At 54.4% G+C, this 15,110-nt stretch carries 16 protein-coding genes and 1 other RNA gene; 11 read left to right on the plus strand and 6 right to left on the minus strand.

What is annotated here, in order from left to right; translation table 11 throughout:
- The first annotated feature begins 30 nt into the window (after positions 1-30).
- A complete protein-coding gene (cof, locus tag BWI76_RS06570; RefSeq protein ID WP_004135989.1) occupies positions 31-849 on the plus strand; it encodes an HMP-PP phosphatase in 819 nt (272 codons plus the stop codon).
- Positions 850-896: 47 nt separating this feature from the next.
- On the opposite strand, the gene BWI76_RS06575 is transcribed toward cof, so the two are convergent.
- On the minus strand, positions 897-1,949 hold the full coding sequence (locus BWI76_RS06575; protein ID WP_049088800.1) for a PLP-dependent cysteine synthase family protein: 1,053 nt from the start codon (positions 1,947-1,949) through the stop codon (positions 897-899).
- 115 nt (positions 1,950-2,064) lie between these two features.
- On the opposite strand from BWI76_RS06575, the gene BWI76_RS06580 reads away from it, so the two are divergent.
- From BWI76_RS06580 to amtB, 5 genes are all read left to right on the plus strand, one after another.
- Complete coding sequence (locus BWI76_RS06580) at positions 2,065-2,523, plus strand: Lrp/AsnC family transcriptional regulator (RefSeq protein ID WP_004135994.1); 459 nt, start codon at positions 2,065-2,067, stop codon at positions 2,521-2,523.
- Positions 2,524-2,565: 42 nt separating this feature from the next.
- A complete protein-coding gene (locus BWI76_RS06585) occupies positions 2,566-4,338 on the plus strand; it encodes a SmdA family multidrug ABC transporter permease/ATP-binding protein (protein ID WP_024359038.1) in 1,773 nt (590 codons plus the stop codon).
- A complete protein-coding gene (locus tag BWI76_RS06590) occupies positions 4,331-6,109 on the plus strand; it encodes a SmdB family multidrug efflux ABC transporter permease/ATP-binding protein (RefSeq protein ID WP_004135998.1) in 1,779 nt (592 codons plus the stop codon). Before BWI76_RS06585 ends, BWI76_RS06590 begins: the two co-directional genes overlap by 8 nt.
- A 243-nt stretch (positions 6,110-6,352) precedes the next feature.
- Positions 6,353-6,691: a P-II family nitrogen regulator gene (gene glnK / locus BWI76_RS06600; RefSeq protein ID WP_004099573.1), complete on the plus strand. Its 339-nt coding sequence runs from the start codon at positions 6,353-6,355 to the stop codon at positions 6,689-6,691.
- Between the two features lie 33 nt (positions 6,692-6,724).
- Positions 6,725-8,011 carry an ammonium transporter AmtB gene (amtB, locus tag BWI76_RS06605; RefSeq protein WP_004129846.1) on the plus strand — a complete coding sequence of 429 codons (1,287 nt, stop codon included), beginning with the start codon at positions 6,725-6,727 and terminating at the stop codon, positions 8,009-8,011.
- Positions 8,012-8,065: 54 nt separating this feature from the next.
- Here amtB and BWI76_RS06610 read toward each other — a convergent pair whose 3' ends face one another.
- Both BWI76_RS06610 and BWI76_RS06615 read right to left on the minus strand, forming a co-directional pair.
- Entirely contained in the window at positions 8,066-8,806 is a 741-nt protein-coding gene (locus tag BWI76_RS06610) for a DUF554 domain-containing protein (RefSeq protein ID WP_004136002.1), read from the minus strand.
- A gap of 108 nt (positions 8,807-8,914) precedes the next feature.
- Positions 8,915-10,399: a UbiD family decarboxylase gene (locus BWI76_RS06615; protein WP_049099533.1), complete on the minus strand. Its 1,485-nt coding sequence runs from the start codon at positions 10,397-10,399 to the stop codon at positions 8,915-8,917.
- Positions 10,400-10,569: 170 nt separating this feature from the next.
- Between BWI76_RS06615 and BWI76_RS06620 the strand changes: the two genes are divergently transcribed.
- On the plus strand, positions 10,570-11,511 hold the full coding sequence (locus BWI76_RS06620; RefSeq protein WP_004136010.1) for a LysR substrate-binding domain-containing protein: 942 nt from the start codon (positions 10,570-10,572) through the stop codon (positions 11,509-11,511).
- A gap of 14 nt (positions 11,512-11,525) precedes the next feature.
- Here the strand turns inward: BWI76_RS06620 and tesB are convergent, their stop codons facing one another.
- On the minus strand, positions 11,526-12,401 hold the full coding sequence (gene tesB, locus BWI76_RS06625; RefSeq protein WP_004136012.1) for an acyl-CoA thioesterase II: 876 nt from the start codon (positions 12,399-12,401) through the stop codon (positions 11,526-11,528).
- A 220-nt stretch (positions 12,402-12,621) separates the two neighbouring features.
- Here tesB and BWI76_RS06630 point away from each other — a divergent pair, with 220 nt between their 5' ends.
- Positions 12,622-13,131: a YbaY family lipoprotein gene (locus BWI76_RS06630; protein WP_004129852.1), complete on the plus strand. Its 510-nt coding sequence runs from the start codon at positions 12,622-12,624 to the stop codon at positions 13,129-13,131.
- Positions 13,132-13,168: 37 nt separating this feature from the next.
- Here the strand turns inward: BWI76_RS06630 and BWI76_RS06635 are convergent, their stop codons facing one another.
- Both BWI76_RS06635 and BWI76_RS06640 read right to left on the minus strand, forming a co-directional pair.
- Positions 13,169-13,480: an MGMT family protein gene (locus BWI76_RS06635; RefSeq protein WP_004136015.1), complete on the minus strand. Its 312-nt coding sequence runs from the start codon at positions 13,478-13,480 to the stop codon at positions 13,169-13,171.
- Positions 13,481-13,545: 65 nt separating this feature from the next.
- Entirely contained in the window at positions 13,546-13,953 is a 408-nt protein-coding gene (locus tag BWI76_RS06640) for a hypothetical protein (RefSeq protein ID WP_004136017.1), read from the minus strand.
- Between the two features lie 249 nt (positions 13,954-14,202).
- Here BWI76_RS06640 and ffs point away from each other — a divergent pair.
- From ffs to BWI76_RS06655, 3 genes are all read left to right on the plus strand, one after another.
- Positions 14,203-14,299: signal recognition particle sRNA small type (ffs, locus tag BWI76_RS06645), an RNA gene on the plus strand.
- Positions 14,300-14,614: 315 nt separating this feature from the next.
- On the plus strand, positions 14,615-14,872 hold the full coding sequence (locus BWI76_RS06650; protein WP_004129858.1) for a hypothetical protein: 258 nt from the start codon (positions 14,615-14,617) through the stop codon (positions 14,870-14,872).
- Positions 14,869-15,084 carry a hypothetical protein gene (locus tag BWI76_RS06655; RefSeq protein ID WP_004129860.1) on the plus strand — a complete coding sequence of 72 codons (216 nt, stop codon included), beginning with the start codon at positions 14,869-14,871 and terminating at the stop codon, positions 15,082-15,084. The genes BWI76_RS06650 and BWI76_RS06655 overlap by 4 nt, the downstream gene beginning before the upstream one ends.
- Positions 15,085-15,110: the final 26 nt, after the last annotated feature.

Genomic DNA, 15,110 nt, shown 5'->3' on the forward strand with positions numbered 1-15,110 from the left:
GCAAAATCCACCACCACTGGGGAGCAGGAGATGGCAAGACTGGCTGCATTTGATATGGACGGTACGCTACTGATGCCGGACCATCGTCTGGGAGAAAAAACGCTGTCGACGCTAAAACGTCTGCGCGCTCGCGATATCACCCTGACTTTCGCCACCGGTCGCCATGCTCTGGAGATGCGCCACGTTATTGGCGAGTTTTCTCTGGACGCGTTTTTAATTACCGGCAACGGGACGCGCATTCACTCTCTGGAAGGCGAAGAGCTGTATCGCCGCGATCTGGCCCCCGATGTGGCGGAAGAGGTGCTGCACAGCGCCTGGGAAACCTCAGCCAGTATGCATTTTTTCAACGACGGCGGCTGGTACACAGGGCAGGAGATTCCCGAAATATTGAAAGCGCACGTTTTTAGCGGTTTTCGCTACCAGTTGTACGATCCTAAGCGGATGCCGGCGCATCAGGTTACGAAAATCTGCTTCTGCGGCGATCATGACGATCTGCGGCGGCTGCGGATCCAGCTGAATGAAGCGCTCGGCGGCCGGGCGGATCTCTGTTTTTCAGCGATGGATTGTCTCGAAGTTTTGCCCGGTGGCTGTAACAAAGGCGCGGCGCTGGCGGTACTAAGCCAGCATCTTGGCCTGACGTTACAGGATTGTATGGCGTTCGGTGACGCCATGAACGACCGGGAAATGCTCGGCAGCGTTGGCCGTGGGGTGATTATGGGCAATGCGATGCCTCAGCTGAAAATTGAACTTCCGCATCTACCGGTTATTGGCGACTGCCGTCATCAGGCCGTTTCCCACTTTTTGACTCATTGGCTGGATAATCCTGATCTTCCTTATTCCCCCGAATAAAGAGACCCTGCCAGCAAGCCAGATATCCCGTGATATTCTGGCTTTTTTTATTTTGCGCGCAGCATTTCGGCGATCTGCGCCTGCCACGGGGAAATATCGCCGATATTGGCCGCAACCCACCGCGGGTTGTAGTAGGTCTCCAGATAACGTTCACCGCTGTCGCACAGCAGCGTGACAATAGAGCCGGAGCGCCCCTCTTCGCGCATCCGCACGGCCAGCTGCAGTACGCCCCACATATTGGTGCCGGTTGATGCGCCGACCTTACGCCCGAGCAGCGTTTCCAGCCATAGGGCGGTGGCGACGCTGGCGGCATCCGGTACCCGCAGCATCTCATCGACCACATCGGGAATAAATGAAGGTTCGACGCGCGGGCGGCCAATGCCCTCAATTTTGCTACCGACCGGGCTGCGCAGGCTGGCGTCGCGGCTTTGCCAGTAGTCCAAAAATACTGAGTTTTGTGGGTCAACCACCAGCAGCTGCGTATCGTAACCCTGACTGCGAATATAGCGGCCGATGGTTGCTGAGGTACCGCCGGTGCCCGCGCTCATCACGATATGCGACGGCTGCGGGTGCGGCTCATGGCTCATCTGGCGGAATATACTGTCGGCGATATTATTGTTTCCCCGCCAGTCGGTCGCCCGTTCGGCAAAGGTAAACTGATCCATATAATGCCCGTTCAGCTCGCGCGCCAGGGTTTCGGAGGCGGCATAGATTTCGCAGGCGCTATCGACAAAATGACAGCGGCCGCCGTAGAACTCAATTTGTTCAATTTTACGTTTTGCCGTACAGGAAGGCATCACGGCGATAAACGGCAGGCCTAACAGACGGGCGAAGTAGGCTTCAGAGACGGCGGTTGAACCCGAAGAAGATTCAATAATCGTCGTCCCTTCTTTAATCCAGCCGTTGCACAGACCATAGAGGAACAGCGAGCGGGCCAGGCGATGCTTCAGGCTACCGGTTGGATGGGTGCTTTCATCTTTCAGATAGAGCTGGATCCCAGGGAACTCCGGGAGCGCCAGACGAATCAGGTGCGTATCGGCGGAACGCTGATAATCGGCATTAATTTCACTAATCGCGTGTTTTATCCAGGCGCTGTTCATCTCTGTTTCCTGTTTGTCATTTTGTGCCCAGCTTAGCGGAATTCGAAGGAAAAATTGTTGCCATTTAGCCTTTCAATTACAATGAATGGAGTAAATTTTTCTCCTGAGGTGAGTAATGTTAGATAAAATTGACCGTAAGCTGCTTTCTTTACTGCAAACCGACTGTACCCTCTCTTTGCAGGCGCTGGCTGATGCCGTTAATCTGACCACCACGCCCTGCTGGAAGCGCCTGAAGCGTCTGGAAGACGAAGGTATCCTGCGCGGGCGAGTCGCTCTGCTGGATGCGGAAAAGGTCGGACTTGGGCTGACGGCGTTTGTGCTGATTAAGACTCAGCACCACAGTAGCGACTGGTATTGCCGCTTCGTCAGCGAGGTCACCCAGATGGCGGAGGTTCTCGGTTTCTGGCGTATGGCGGGGGAGTATGACTACCTGCTGCGGGTCCAGGTTGCGGATATGAAAAACTACGATGATTTTTATAAACGCCTGGTAAACAGCGTACCGGGGCTCTCGGATGTCACTTCGAGTTTTGCCATGGAACAGATAAAATACACGACAGCCTTGCCGATTGATTAACGGCATCAGCCGCTACGAATTACACACTCAGGATTTAACTGCTTGCGATTATTTGCTCAACTTAGCTGGTATTTCCGCCGGGAGTGGCGCCGTTACCTCGGCGCTATTGCTCTGCTGATTGTCATTGCCATCCTGCAACTGGTGCCGCCAAAGGTGGTGGGCATCGTGGTTGATGGCGTCACAAAACAACATTACACCGCGGAAAAGGTGTGGATGTGGATTGGCCTGCTGGTCGTTATTGCGGTGATGGTCTATCTGCTGCGCTATGTCTGGCGCGTGCTGCTTTTCGGCGCCTCTTATCAGCTAGCCGTCGAACTGCGTGAGGATTTCTATCGCCAGCTCAGCCGCCAGCATCCGGCCTTTTACCTGCGCCACCGTACCGGCGATCTGATCGCGCGGGCGACCAACGACGTGGATCGGGTGGTGTTCGCCGCTGGCGAAGGGGTATTAACGCTGGTGGACTCCCTGGTGATGGGCTGCGCGGTGCTGATTGTTATGTCGACGCAAATCAGCTGGCAGTTAACCCTGCTGGCGCTGCTGCCGATGCCGCTGATGGCGCTGGCGATCAAGCGTAACGGCGATGCATTACATGAGCGTTTTCGCGTCGCTCAGGCGGCGTTCTCCAGCCTCAACGACCGCACCCAGGAGAGCCTCACCAGCATCCGCATGATCAAAGCCTTTGGTCTCGAAGATCGACAGTCGGCGCTTTTTGCCGCCGATGCCGCGGATACCGGCGCAAAAAATATGCGCGTGGCGCGCATCGACGCGCGCTTCGACCCGACGATTTATATCGCCATCGGTACTGCTAACCTGCTGGCCATCGGCGGCGGCAGCTGGATGGTGATCCAGGGCAGCCTGACCCTGGGGCAGCTCACCAGCTTTGTGATGTACCTCGGCCTGATGATTTGGCCGATGCTGGCGCTGGCGTGGATGTTTAACATCGTTGAGCGCGGTAGCGCGGCCTATGCGCGCATTCGCACCATGCTGGAAGAGGCGCCGGTGGTGAACGACGGCAGCGAGCCGACGCCGGAAGGCCGCGGTACGCTCAGCGTCGCCGTGCGCGAGTTTATCTATCCGCAGGCGAATAAGGCTTCGCTGGAAAAGGTCAATTTTACGCTACAGCCCGGGCAGATGCTGGGGATTTGCGGGCCGACCGGCTCCGGCAAGAGCACCATTCTGGCGCTGATTCAGCGCCACTTTGACGTGACTGAAGGCGATATCCGCTTCCATGACGTTCCCCTGACCCGGCTACAGCTCGATAGCTGGCGCGCCCGTCTGGCGGTGGTTAATCAGACACCGTTCCTGTTCTCCGATACCGTCGCCAGCAACATCGCCCTTGGTAAACCGGATGCTACGCAGGAGCAAATCGAACACGTTGCGCGGCTTGCCAGCGTTCATGAGGATATCCTGCGCCTGCCGCAGGGATATAACACCGAAGTCGGCGAGCGCGGCGTGATGCTTTCCGGCGGGCAAAAGCAGCGAATTTCCATCGCCCGCGCGCTGCTGCTGGAGGCGGAGATTCTGATCCTCGATGATGCCCTGTCGGCGGTAGATGGCAGAACGGAGCACCAGATTTTGCATAACCTGCGGCAGTGGGGAGAAGGGCGGACGGTGATCATTAGCGCCCATCGCCTGTCGGCGTTGACCGAGGCCAGCGAAATTCTGGTGATGCAGCACGGGCACATTGCCCAGCGCGGTCGCCATGAGGCTCTGGCGGCGCAGCCGGGATGGTATCGGGACATGTACCGTTATCAGCAGTTGGAAGCGGCGCTGGATGATGTCCCGCAGGAAGATGAGGAGGTCGCCGGTGCGTAGTTTCACTGAACTCTGGCCGACGTTAAAGCGCCTGCTGGCCTACGGCTCCCCGTGGCGTAAACCGCTGATGATTGCCGTTGCCATCATGTGGGTTGCGGCGGTGGCTGAAGTCAGCGGCCCGCTGCTGATCAGCTATTTCATCGACAATATGGTGGCGAAGAACTCGCTGCCGTTGAAACTGGTCTGCGGCCTCGCCGTGGCCTATATCGGCCTGCAACTCCTTGCCGCTGGCCTGCATTACTGCCAGGCGCTGCTGTTTAATCGCGCGGCGGTCGGCGTGGTGCAGCAGCTGCGCAGCGATGTAATGGATGCCGCGCTGCGCCAGCCGCTCAGCGAGTTTGATACGCAGCCGGTCGGGCAGCTCATCTCACGGGTGACCAACGATACCGAAGTCATTCGTGACCTGTACGTGACCGTGGTGGCCACCGTACTGCGTAGCGCCGCTTTGATTGGCGCGATGCTGGTGGCGATGTTCAGCCTTGACTGGCGGATGGCGCTGGTGGCTATCGCTATTTTCCCGGCGGTGCTGATCGTGATGATGATTTATCAGCGCTACAGCACGCCCATCGTCAGGCGGGTCCGCGCCTGGCTGGCGGATATCAACGATGGTTTTAATGAAGTGATTAACGGCATGGGCGTTATCCAGCAGTTCCGCCAGCAGGCGCGGTTCGGCGAGCGGATGCGCGAGGCCAGCTACGCCCACTATCTGGCGCGTATGCAAACTCTGCGTCTTGATGGCTTCCTGCTGCGTCCGCTGCTGAGCCTGTTCTCTTCATTAATTCTCTGCGGCCTGCTGATGCTGTTTGGTTTCAGCAGCAGCGGAACGATCGAAGTCGGGGTGCTCTACGCCTTTATTAGCTACCTTGGGCGACTGAACGAGCCGCTGATCGAGCTGACCACCCAGCAGTCAATGCTGCAGCAGGCGGTCGTCGCGGGCGAGCGCGTCTTCGAGCTGATGGATAAACCGCGTCAGGCGTGGGGTGAAGATAGCGAGCCGCTGCGCAGCGGAGCAATTAGCATCGATCATCTCTCTTTTGCCTACCGCGACGATAGCCTGGTGTTGCAGGATATTAATCTCGATATCCCGTCCCGCAGCTTTGTGGCGCTGGTTGGCCATACCGGGAGCGGTAAAAGCACCCTGGCCAGCCTGATGATGGGCTACTACCCGTTAACTCAGGGAGAGATTCGCATCGATGGTCGTCCGCTTTCTTCCTTAAGCCACAGCGCGCTGCGTCAGGGGATTGCGATGGTGCAGCAGGATCCGGTGGTGCTGGCTGATACCTTCTATGCCAACGTTACTCTCGGTCGCGACATCAGCGAAGAGCAGGTCTGGGAGGCGCTGGAAGCGGTCCAGCTGGCAGATCTGGCCCGTGAAATGGAAAACGGGATTTATACGCAGCTGGGCGAGCAGGGGAATAACCTCTCCGTTGGCCAGAAACAGCTGCTGGCGCTGGCGCGGGTACTGGTCGATACGCCGCAGGTGCTGATTCTTGATGAGGCGACGGCCAATATTGATTCCGGTACCGAGCAGGCGATTCAGCAGGCTCTGGCCCGGGTGCGCGAGCACACGACGCTGGTGGTGATTGCGCATCGCCTATCGACCATCGTCGAGGCCGATACGATCCTGGTGCTGCACCGCGGTCAGGCCGTAGAGCGCGGAAACCATCAGCAGCTGCTGGCGGCCAAAGGCCGCTACTGGCAGATGTATCAGCTGCAGCTGGTTGGCGAAGAGCTGGCGGCCAGCACGCAGGAAGAGTCGCTGATCGCCTGATGCACCATAATCAGGCAGTCGCGATCCCGCGGCCTGAGGTGGTGCAAAAAAGTCACATATCGCGCACTGAAATGGTGCGGTTTTAGCCGAAAGAGCCAGTTTGCCGCTTCGTTTCCGGCGAATTCTTCACCTTCTCCCTCAAAAAGGGCCGCCTGGCGGTCCTTTTTCATTTCTGGCATAGCCCTTGCTTTAGTAGATACGTGTTAGCTGCGGCCATTACCGAATTCTGACTGGAGGGGACTTATGAAGCTGGTTACCGTGGTAATCAAACCATTCAAACTGGAAGATGTGCGTGAAGCATTATCTTCAATGGGTATTCAGGGCCTGACGGTCACTGAAGTTAAAGGGTTCGGCCGTCAGAAAGGCCACGCGGAGCTCTATCGCGGCGCCGAATACAGCGTCAATTTTCTACCGAAAGTGAAGATTGATGTCGCGATTGCCGACGATCAGCTGGACGAAGTCGTCGATGTCATCAGTAAAGCGGCGTACACCGGAAAGATTGGCGACGGCAAAATCTTTGTCGCCGAGCTGCAGCGCGTGATTCGCATCCGTACCGGCGAATCTGACGAAGCGGCACTGTAACTTTCAGACCACACAGTGATGGGGAACGAAACAATGAAGATAGCAACAATGAAAACAGGTCTGGGAGCGTTGGCTCTTCTTCCGGGACTGGCGATGGCCGCACCGGCGGTAGCGGATAAAGCCGACAACGCTTTTATGATGATTTGCACCGCGCTGGTGCTGTTTATGTCGATTCCTGGCATCGCGCTGTTCTACGGCGGGCTGATCCGCGGTAAAAACGTTCTCTCCATGCTGACTCAGGTGATCGTGACTTTTGCGCTGGTCTGCGTGCTGTGGGTGGTTTATGGCTACACGCTGGCCTTCGGCGCTGGCGGCAGCTTCTTCGGTAACTTCGACTGGGTACTGCTGAAAAACATTGAACTGAAAGCCCTGATGGGAAGCTTCTATCAGTACATCCACGTTGCCTTCCAGGGCTCCTTCGCCTGTATTACCGTTGGTCTGATCGTCGGTGCGCTGGCGGAACGCATTCGCTTCTCGGCGGTACTGATTTTCGTCGTGGTATGGATGACGCTCTCTTATGTGCCGATTGCGCACATGGTATGGGGCGGCGGTCTGTTGGCCACGCACGGCGCGCTTGATTTCGCCGGCGGTACGGTGGTTCACATCAACGCCGCGGTAGCGGGGCTGGTGGGTGCCTATATGATGGGCAAACGCGTTGGCTTTGGTAAAGAAGCGTTCAAACCGCATAACCTGCCGATGGTATTCACCGGCACCGCGATCCTCTACGTTGGCTGGTTCGGCTTTAACGCCGGTTCAGCCAGCGCGGCGAACGAAATTGCCGGTCTGGCGTTCGTTAATACCGTGGTGGCAACGGCGGCAGCTATTCTGGCGTGGACCTTCGGCGAGTGGGCAACCCGCGGTAAACCATCTCTGCTGGGCGCCTGTTCAGGTGCGATTGCCGGGCTGGTCGGCATCACTCCGGCGTGCGGCTACATCGGCGTCGGCGGCTCTCTGATTGTCGGTATCGCTGCGGGCCTGGCGGGACTGTGGGGCGTCACCGTACTGAAACGCTGGCTGCGCGTTGATGACCCATGCGATGTGTTTGGCGTCCACGGCGTCTGCGGTATCGTAGGCTGCATCCTGACCGGTATCTTCGCCGCGACGTCTCTGGGCGGCGTCGGTTACGCGGAAGGCGTCACCATGGGCCATCAGGTTCTGGTACAGCTGGAAAGCATCGGTATCACCATCGTCTGGTCCGGCGTCGTCGCCTTCATTGGTTACAAAGTTGCCGATATGACCGTTGGCCTGCGCGTACCGGAAGATCAAGAGCGTGAAGGGCTGGACGTAAACAGCCACGGCGAAAACGCCTACAACGCCTGATTAATCGTTATCTTTAATCGACAAAAAGCGGAGCCTGGCTCCGCTTTTCTATGGTTAGCTAATCGACTGGATCCACGGCAATAGCGTTGAGACCCACAGCCATGAGAGAGGCATGACGATGATCAGTCCCGGAAGTAGATTCGCTACCGGGAAGGATTTAATACCGCAGATCCGCAATCCCGTCACAAACATAATAAAACCGCCAAGCCCGGAGAAATCAGCAACCATTTCTGGCGTTAGCATTGGCATGATTGATTGCCCGATGAATAGCAGAATCATCTGGACGATAAATTGCGGGATCGCGATAGTCGCGACCGAAAGGCCAAGCAGGGTGGCAAAAATACCGGCGGTCAGGATATCGAGGAATGATTTGGTTAACAGGATGGATATGTCTCCGGTTATCCCTTCCTGCATGGCGCCAAATATGCCCGTTCCCGAGGCCACGAACAGCACCAGAATCCCCACGAATTTATCGAGATACTCCTCTTGTGATAATGTGCTGCCGCTTTTTTGCGGGGCAATTTTATCGATAATAAAACGTAATTTAGATGCGCCGCGGCCAATATTTTTCTCGATAGAAAATATTTCACCGATAATAGCGCCGAAGAGTAATGACGCGACGACTACGGGCAGCGCGTGTAATTTAATGATGACCGTTATTCCCATTCCCATGGAGGCCGCACCAAAAGTCAGAGGTAGCGCAGTACGGAATTTTTCACTTAAGCGATCGCCAATTAAGCCGCCGACGATCCCGCCGATAAGCGTTGAAGTGGAGTTAATGATTGGCCCAATCATTGTTTTACCTTATTGATATTTTCAAAGTATCTATTTTTGTTATGAGTCCACGAACGGACCCGCTATTCGGCGGGCTCTGCGGATAATGAGCCTGCCGATAGTGAACGGCTATTTTTTGAAGCCCGGAATGAAACGATTAACATCCACCTCAAGGAATTTGCTGCGCTGAAAATTCGCTTTCAGGTTCCATGGAACGGTGCAGTCAAAAATCGTTTTACAGGCAATCCCGTGGCCGAGTATTGATGGGCTGAATGCGGGATCGGATGACGGATCGAGCGGATGGCAGCGTACACCCGGTATAAAGATAGTACTGACATCCCCCTGGTAGCGCGTTGTCATCGCCCACATCACATCGTTAATATCAAAAACATCAACATCCTCATCAATCAACATGACATGTTTCAATTCTGAGAAAGCCGAAAACGCGAGAAGCGCGGCCTGGCGCTGCCTGCCCTCATCCGCTGGCGTGCGTTTTTTAACCTGTAGCACGGCCAGATATTTGCCTGTGCCCGGCGATGGGCAATGCACGTTCTGAACGAAACCAGGCAATGCCTTTTCAACCATTTGCAAGATACTGGCTTCTGTTGGGATCCCGGCCAGATTGGTGTGCTCATCGCTTGCTCCAATACAGGTTTGCAGGATTGGATGGCGGCGGTGAGTAATAGCTTTAACTTTGATTACCGGAACCTGAGCCTGAGCGCTGCCGGTGTAGCCTGGAAACTCCGGCATAGCCTTACCGGTATCGGTGTTCTGATCTTCACGCACTCTCACGTTCGGTAAGAGTTCGCCTTCGATAACGACTTCAGCGTTAGCGATAGCAAGCGCATTAACGCTCACGCACTCGGTAAGCTCTACAGGCTGGTTGCGCAAACTACCGGCAATTGACAGTTCGTCAAAACCTAAAGGCGTTGTCGGGGGCTCGAAGCAGGCGCCGATCTCAATTGCCGGATCGACGCCAATACTGATAGAGATAGGCAGCGCTTTTCCGGCGGCTTCGGCTTTCTGGCGGAAAGTATCAAGGTGGCGGCCTGGAACAAAATACATTGATATTTCATCTTTACTCTGGACGCATAAACGATGAATGGTGACGTCACGTTCACCGGTTTGCGGGTCGGCGGCGTAGCACATACCGAGAGTAAAGTAGGGGCCGGCATCTTCCGGAGTATTGGTGGGCGCAGGCAATATTTTCAGGATATCGAAATCAGGATCGGTCGCCAGGTGAACGACTTCCTGACACGCGGCCTTGTCGCGTGGGATGACTATCGGCGCAATAGGGTTGGCAACGGAGTCTTTTAGCATAAACGCCAGGTTTTCAGGCGTGGTGCCAAACAGGTGGGCGACGCGCTTGCGTGAGCAAAGTAGACCGATGAGCACCTTTACGTCGTCGTACCCTTTGATTTTGTTAAAAATCATGGCTGGGCCCACGCGAGTAGGGCGCTGGACGGTGCCGTGCGCCCCGACGTAGCGGTATACGCCAGATAATTCGGCAATAGGATCAACAGGTTCATCGGTATAGATCAATTCATCATCGTAATGGCTTAATACAGCCAATGCGGAGCGCAGATCCGTCACTTTTGGTTGTTCCATGGGCATTGAACTCTCCTTTTTATTTCATTAAACGATGACCCGATGGGCATATAGCGCCGACCCTGATTTTTAATCATCGCGATGGGGTTAATTTTCGATAAATACAAATAAGAGTCCAATAACATTGCCCCGGATTTTAATAAGGATTTATTATTAGCGTCTTCCTGGAGGTCGTTATGGATTATCGGCAATTACATGCTTTTGTGGTACTGGCGCAAGAGCTGCATTTCGGACGGGCGGCGCAGAGGCTTAACGTTACCCAGCCTGCGCTCACGCAGCAGATTAAAAACCTTGAGAATACGTTGGGCCTGATGCTGTTTGTTCGCGATCGGCGCAATGTTTCATTGACCACAGAGGGGCTATTTTTGATTGACGAGGCGCGAGTTATTCTTGGTCACTGCGATAAGTTCCTCGAAAATGTAAACAGCCTGCGTCTGGGGTATAAAGGACAGTTAAAAGTCGGCTATGTTGGGTCATCTATTCTCGATCCGGCATTGACATTGTTAATAAAAAACTATCGGCATAAGAAATCAGAGACCGATTTGATAATAGAAGAACATAACGCTCATAATTTATTAACATTGTTACTGGATAAACGGATCGATCTGGCTTTTGTTCGTTCGCCAATACCGCAATATGAACAGCTGGAATATATGAATATTGCCACGCGTTCGCTTATTGCCGTCCTGCCGCGTAACCATGAACTGGGTAACCGGCGGAAAATCTCCCTGGCGTTACTGGCGAAAGAACAATTTTTTATGCAAAAGGACCCTTACGGCGTGGGCCTCGGCTGGTCGGCAATTAACGCCTGCCAGCAGGCCGGGTTTACCCCGCAGAAAATTCAGTATACGCGTGATGTATCGGTGGCTATTGGCCTGGTTTCAATGGGAATGGGTGTTGCTCTGGTGCCAGAAACGCAGAGTTCGATGCTGATGTCCGATGTAAGCTACTGCCTGCTGGAGGAAACATTTGCCACTACCACGCTCACTCTGTGCTGGCGGCGGCATACTAAAAATAACATCCTGCGCGATTTTATAAACTACACCCGGGAGCTCACCGACCGTCAGCACCACAGGGCGACTCAAAGCGTGGCAGCCCAACGGTCTGACGATCTTTGAACGAACGGAAGCGTCTATTTGCCCGGGAAGAGGTTCCGGTTGCGCATGACGCCTTCCTGCACCGTGGAAGCTACCAGCGTGCCGTCCTGAGTATAGAACTCGCCGCGCACAAAACCGCGCGCGCTGGAGGCGGAGGTGCTCTCAACGCTGTACAGCAGCCAGTCGTTGATGTTGAACGGACGGTGGAACCACATTGAGTGATCGATGGTGGCGACCTGCATTCCGGGCTCCAGAAAACCGACGCCGTGCGGCTGCAGGGCGACGGGCAGGAAGTTAAAATCCGAAGCGTAGCCTAACAGATACTGATGGATGCGGAGATCTTCCGGAACGGCGCCGTTGGCGCGGATCCACACCTGACGCGTCGGTTCTGCAACGTGGCCTTTCAGGGGGTTATGAAATTCGACCGGGCGAATCTCCAGCGGTTTATCGCAGAGAAATTTTTCTTTAACCTGCGGCGGCAGCAGATGGGCCAGCTTGCGGGCGATATCCGTTTCGGAGGGGAGGGCGTCCGGGGCGGGCGCCGCGGGCATGGTTTTTTGATGTTCATAGCCGGGTTCTGGCGCCTGGAAAGAGGCGGTCATATAGAAAATCGGCTTCCCGTTTTGAACCGCCGCCACCCTGCGGGCGCTGAAGCTATTGCCGTCGCGCAGGACTTCAACGTCATAGATGATGGGTTTCTGGCTGTCGCCGGGACGCAGGAAGTAGCTGTGAAACGAGTGAATCAGGCGTTCTGCGGGGACCGTCTCTTTTGCTGCGTATAGCGCCTGGCCAACCACTTGACCACCAAAAACCTGACGCAAGCCCAGATCCTCGCTCTGACCGCGGAACAATCCCTCTTCAATTTTTTCCAGATTTAACAATGCCAGCAGATTGGTTAATGCCTGACTCATAGTAACCCTCAATCAATGATGACTGCTTTGCGCAGCGCGTTATTGAGGCAAAGTATAACCTGGAATCGGAAGTGGTCCGATGGGTGCAATAATCTGAATATGGGCTCTTTTCCAGGAAGAGAACTGAGATCTGTGCCACACTTATTTACGATACTAATGTCCTGTCCCCGATTGTGGCTGGATGTACTCCTGTTAAAGAAGGGATGAAAAGGAGAAAAGAATGAAATTTGCCTATATGTTAAGTGCCTTAGCCGTCGCGGCTACGTTGTCTGCCTGTGCGAACAACCACAGCAGTAATGCAGCGAACCAGGCTGCGCCCGATCCTTACGGCATTGCCTCACTAAGCTCCTCGCAGCAGCAGCCTAACGTTTCCGGGACCATCAATATTCGACAGCGCGTGGCGTTACCGCCGGATGCGGTATTAACCGTAACTCTGTCGGATGCGTCCCTGGCCGATGCGCCAGCGCACGTGCTGTCGCAAAAAGCGGTAAGGACCGAAGGGAAGCAGGCGCCGTTTAACTTTGTTCTGCCCTACAACCAGGCGGACATTAAGCCTAATGCACGCATCCTGTTAAGTTCGGCGATTACCGTTAACGGTCAGCTGATGTTTATTACCGATACCGTGCAGACGGTGATTAATCAGGGCGGCAATCGCGCCGATCTGCTGCTGGTACCGGTCCAGCAAACGGCGGTGCCGGTGGCTAATACGAACGTTCCCGCCGCGCAATAACCCCGACAATGCCCCTTTCAGGGGCATTTTTTTGCCTTTAATAAATCCAGCGGTAATGCTGCAGGTCAATATGACCGCTGCCTGAGACCTGAACTCCCTCCGCCAGGAGCGCCTGGCGTTGGCGCTGTAGATCTGGCCCGGTAAGCGAGATATCGCCGTGGCGGTTGACGACCCGATGCCAGGGAAGCTGGGACCCTTCAGGCAGACGCTTTAAAACCCCGCCGACCTGACGCGCCGCACGCGGTGAACCGGCCAACTGAGCAACGTCGCCGTAGGTAGCAACGTACCCCTCTGGGATCGAGGCGACTATCTGCCAGACTCGCTGCGGAAAAGTATCGTGAGAATCCATGGTACGTCCTGCTGCCGGGAAAGGCTCAGGATAATCGTTGTACGACGGGCTGTACAGATAGCGGCTTAAGCCGTTTTAACAACGGTAAATTCCAGCGCCAGGCCAAGCACCTGCATGCCATGGACATTCTCATTCGGTATATTGGTCAGCAGGGTTTCAAGAAACTTCAGGCGTTTTGACTGAGCGTTAATCACCAGTTTTGCGCGCATGGCCGGAAGCTTAAGCGTTGATATTGGATAGACCACGCGACCGCTGACTTCGATAGGGAGTTTACGTAATTCAATGTGCTGAAGGACGCCGACGCTAGAGTAGAGCAGCGCGACCGGGGTGACGGCGAGTAGCGGATTTTGGCTAATGGTCACAAAATCAAGAAGCAGCTCCGGGCGCAGAAAGTTTAAACCGCGGAAGGGAACGGTGACTTCATCGATTGGCGGCATCGCCAGGGTAGTGATTAAACGCGGTGATTCACTCATTCAGATACCATGATAAAAAACATACAATTCATAGTGAACATTATGGATGTTGAGGGGCGTTTGTGTTGAGAGTGCGCTCGCAATCTCCTGCCAGGGACGGAAATTTTACGCTACAAAGCCGCGATATCGCTCTGATTACGCGACTTTGCGCAATAAACCAGCACCCAATCGGCGGCGGCTTGCAATTCAGGGGTTCAGCAGGGATAATGCGCCAGCGCGTTAGGTAACTAGCGCTCTCAATGGGGGCTCTGTTGGTTCTCCCGCAACGCTACTCTGTTTACCAGGTCAGGTCCGGAAGGAAGCAGCCAGAGCAGACGACGTGTGTGCCGGGATGTAGCTGGCAGGGCCCCCACCCATTTCAGCGTGCCCCAGTGCTCTGTGCATCTAATAAGCGGCTTCGCTCATCCCCTCATTTTTAATATCCACAAATAGAGTGTGTATTTTTTCCGTTTCTAAAACATATCTTTTTTATGCCAAAAATTCGCTACGTCATAAAATTGAAATTTAACTGAAATATTAATGTCATCTTTATGTCATATATAACGTGCAGATTATTCATGGGAAAATGTTGTTAGATATAAGCTAAAAATATATCTCTGGATCAGCATGTTAACTTCGTGTATTAATTATATGATGATTTTATTTCACGGGAAGCGTGACTATGACCACGGTAGTTCTGAACGTAAAAATTGATGGCGAGTTAAAAGAAAAGCTGCGTCAGTATGCGGAAGAAAATAACGAAAATTTAGGAACAGCTACGGAGAAACTGCTACTCCTGGCCTTTCAGGCAGTGGAATCAGCAGACGAGGCGGGGGTTTCGGAAGAAGATATCGATAGCCAGCATACCGAAGAGGAAGCGTCTCCATTAACCCCTAAAGAAATCAAAGCATTACGTAAAATTCTGAAGAAGAGAAAATGAAACAACAACTCTCTACAGCCAGCAACTATAGCGAAGCCTGCGACATGCTGCGTTCCGGCTACGTCAAGCACGTACGCCTGAACTGGAATATCGGTAGCGATGAGTTTTTTCGCATTGCCTCCGATTGGTGTGACACCGGTGCAAAAATTAAAAAAGATGAAGACGGCTTTATTATTTCGCTGAAAGGGTTTCCGATCCCGCGTCAGCATTAATGAAACTATTTTAATTTTGTCATCGG

This window comes from Klebsiella sp. M5al, assembly GCF_002090195.1.
Taxonomy (GTDB): domain Bacteria; phylum Pseudomonadota; class Gammaproteobacteria; order Enterobacterales; family Enterobacteriaceae; genus Klebsiella; species Klebsiella grimontii.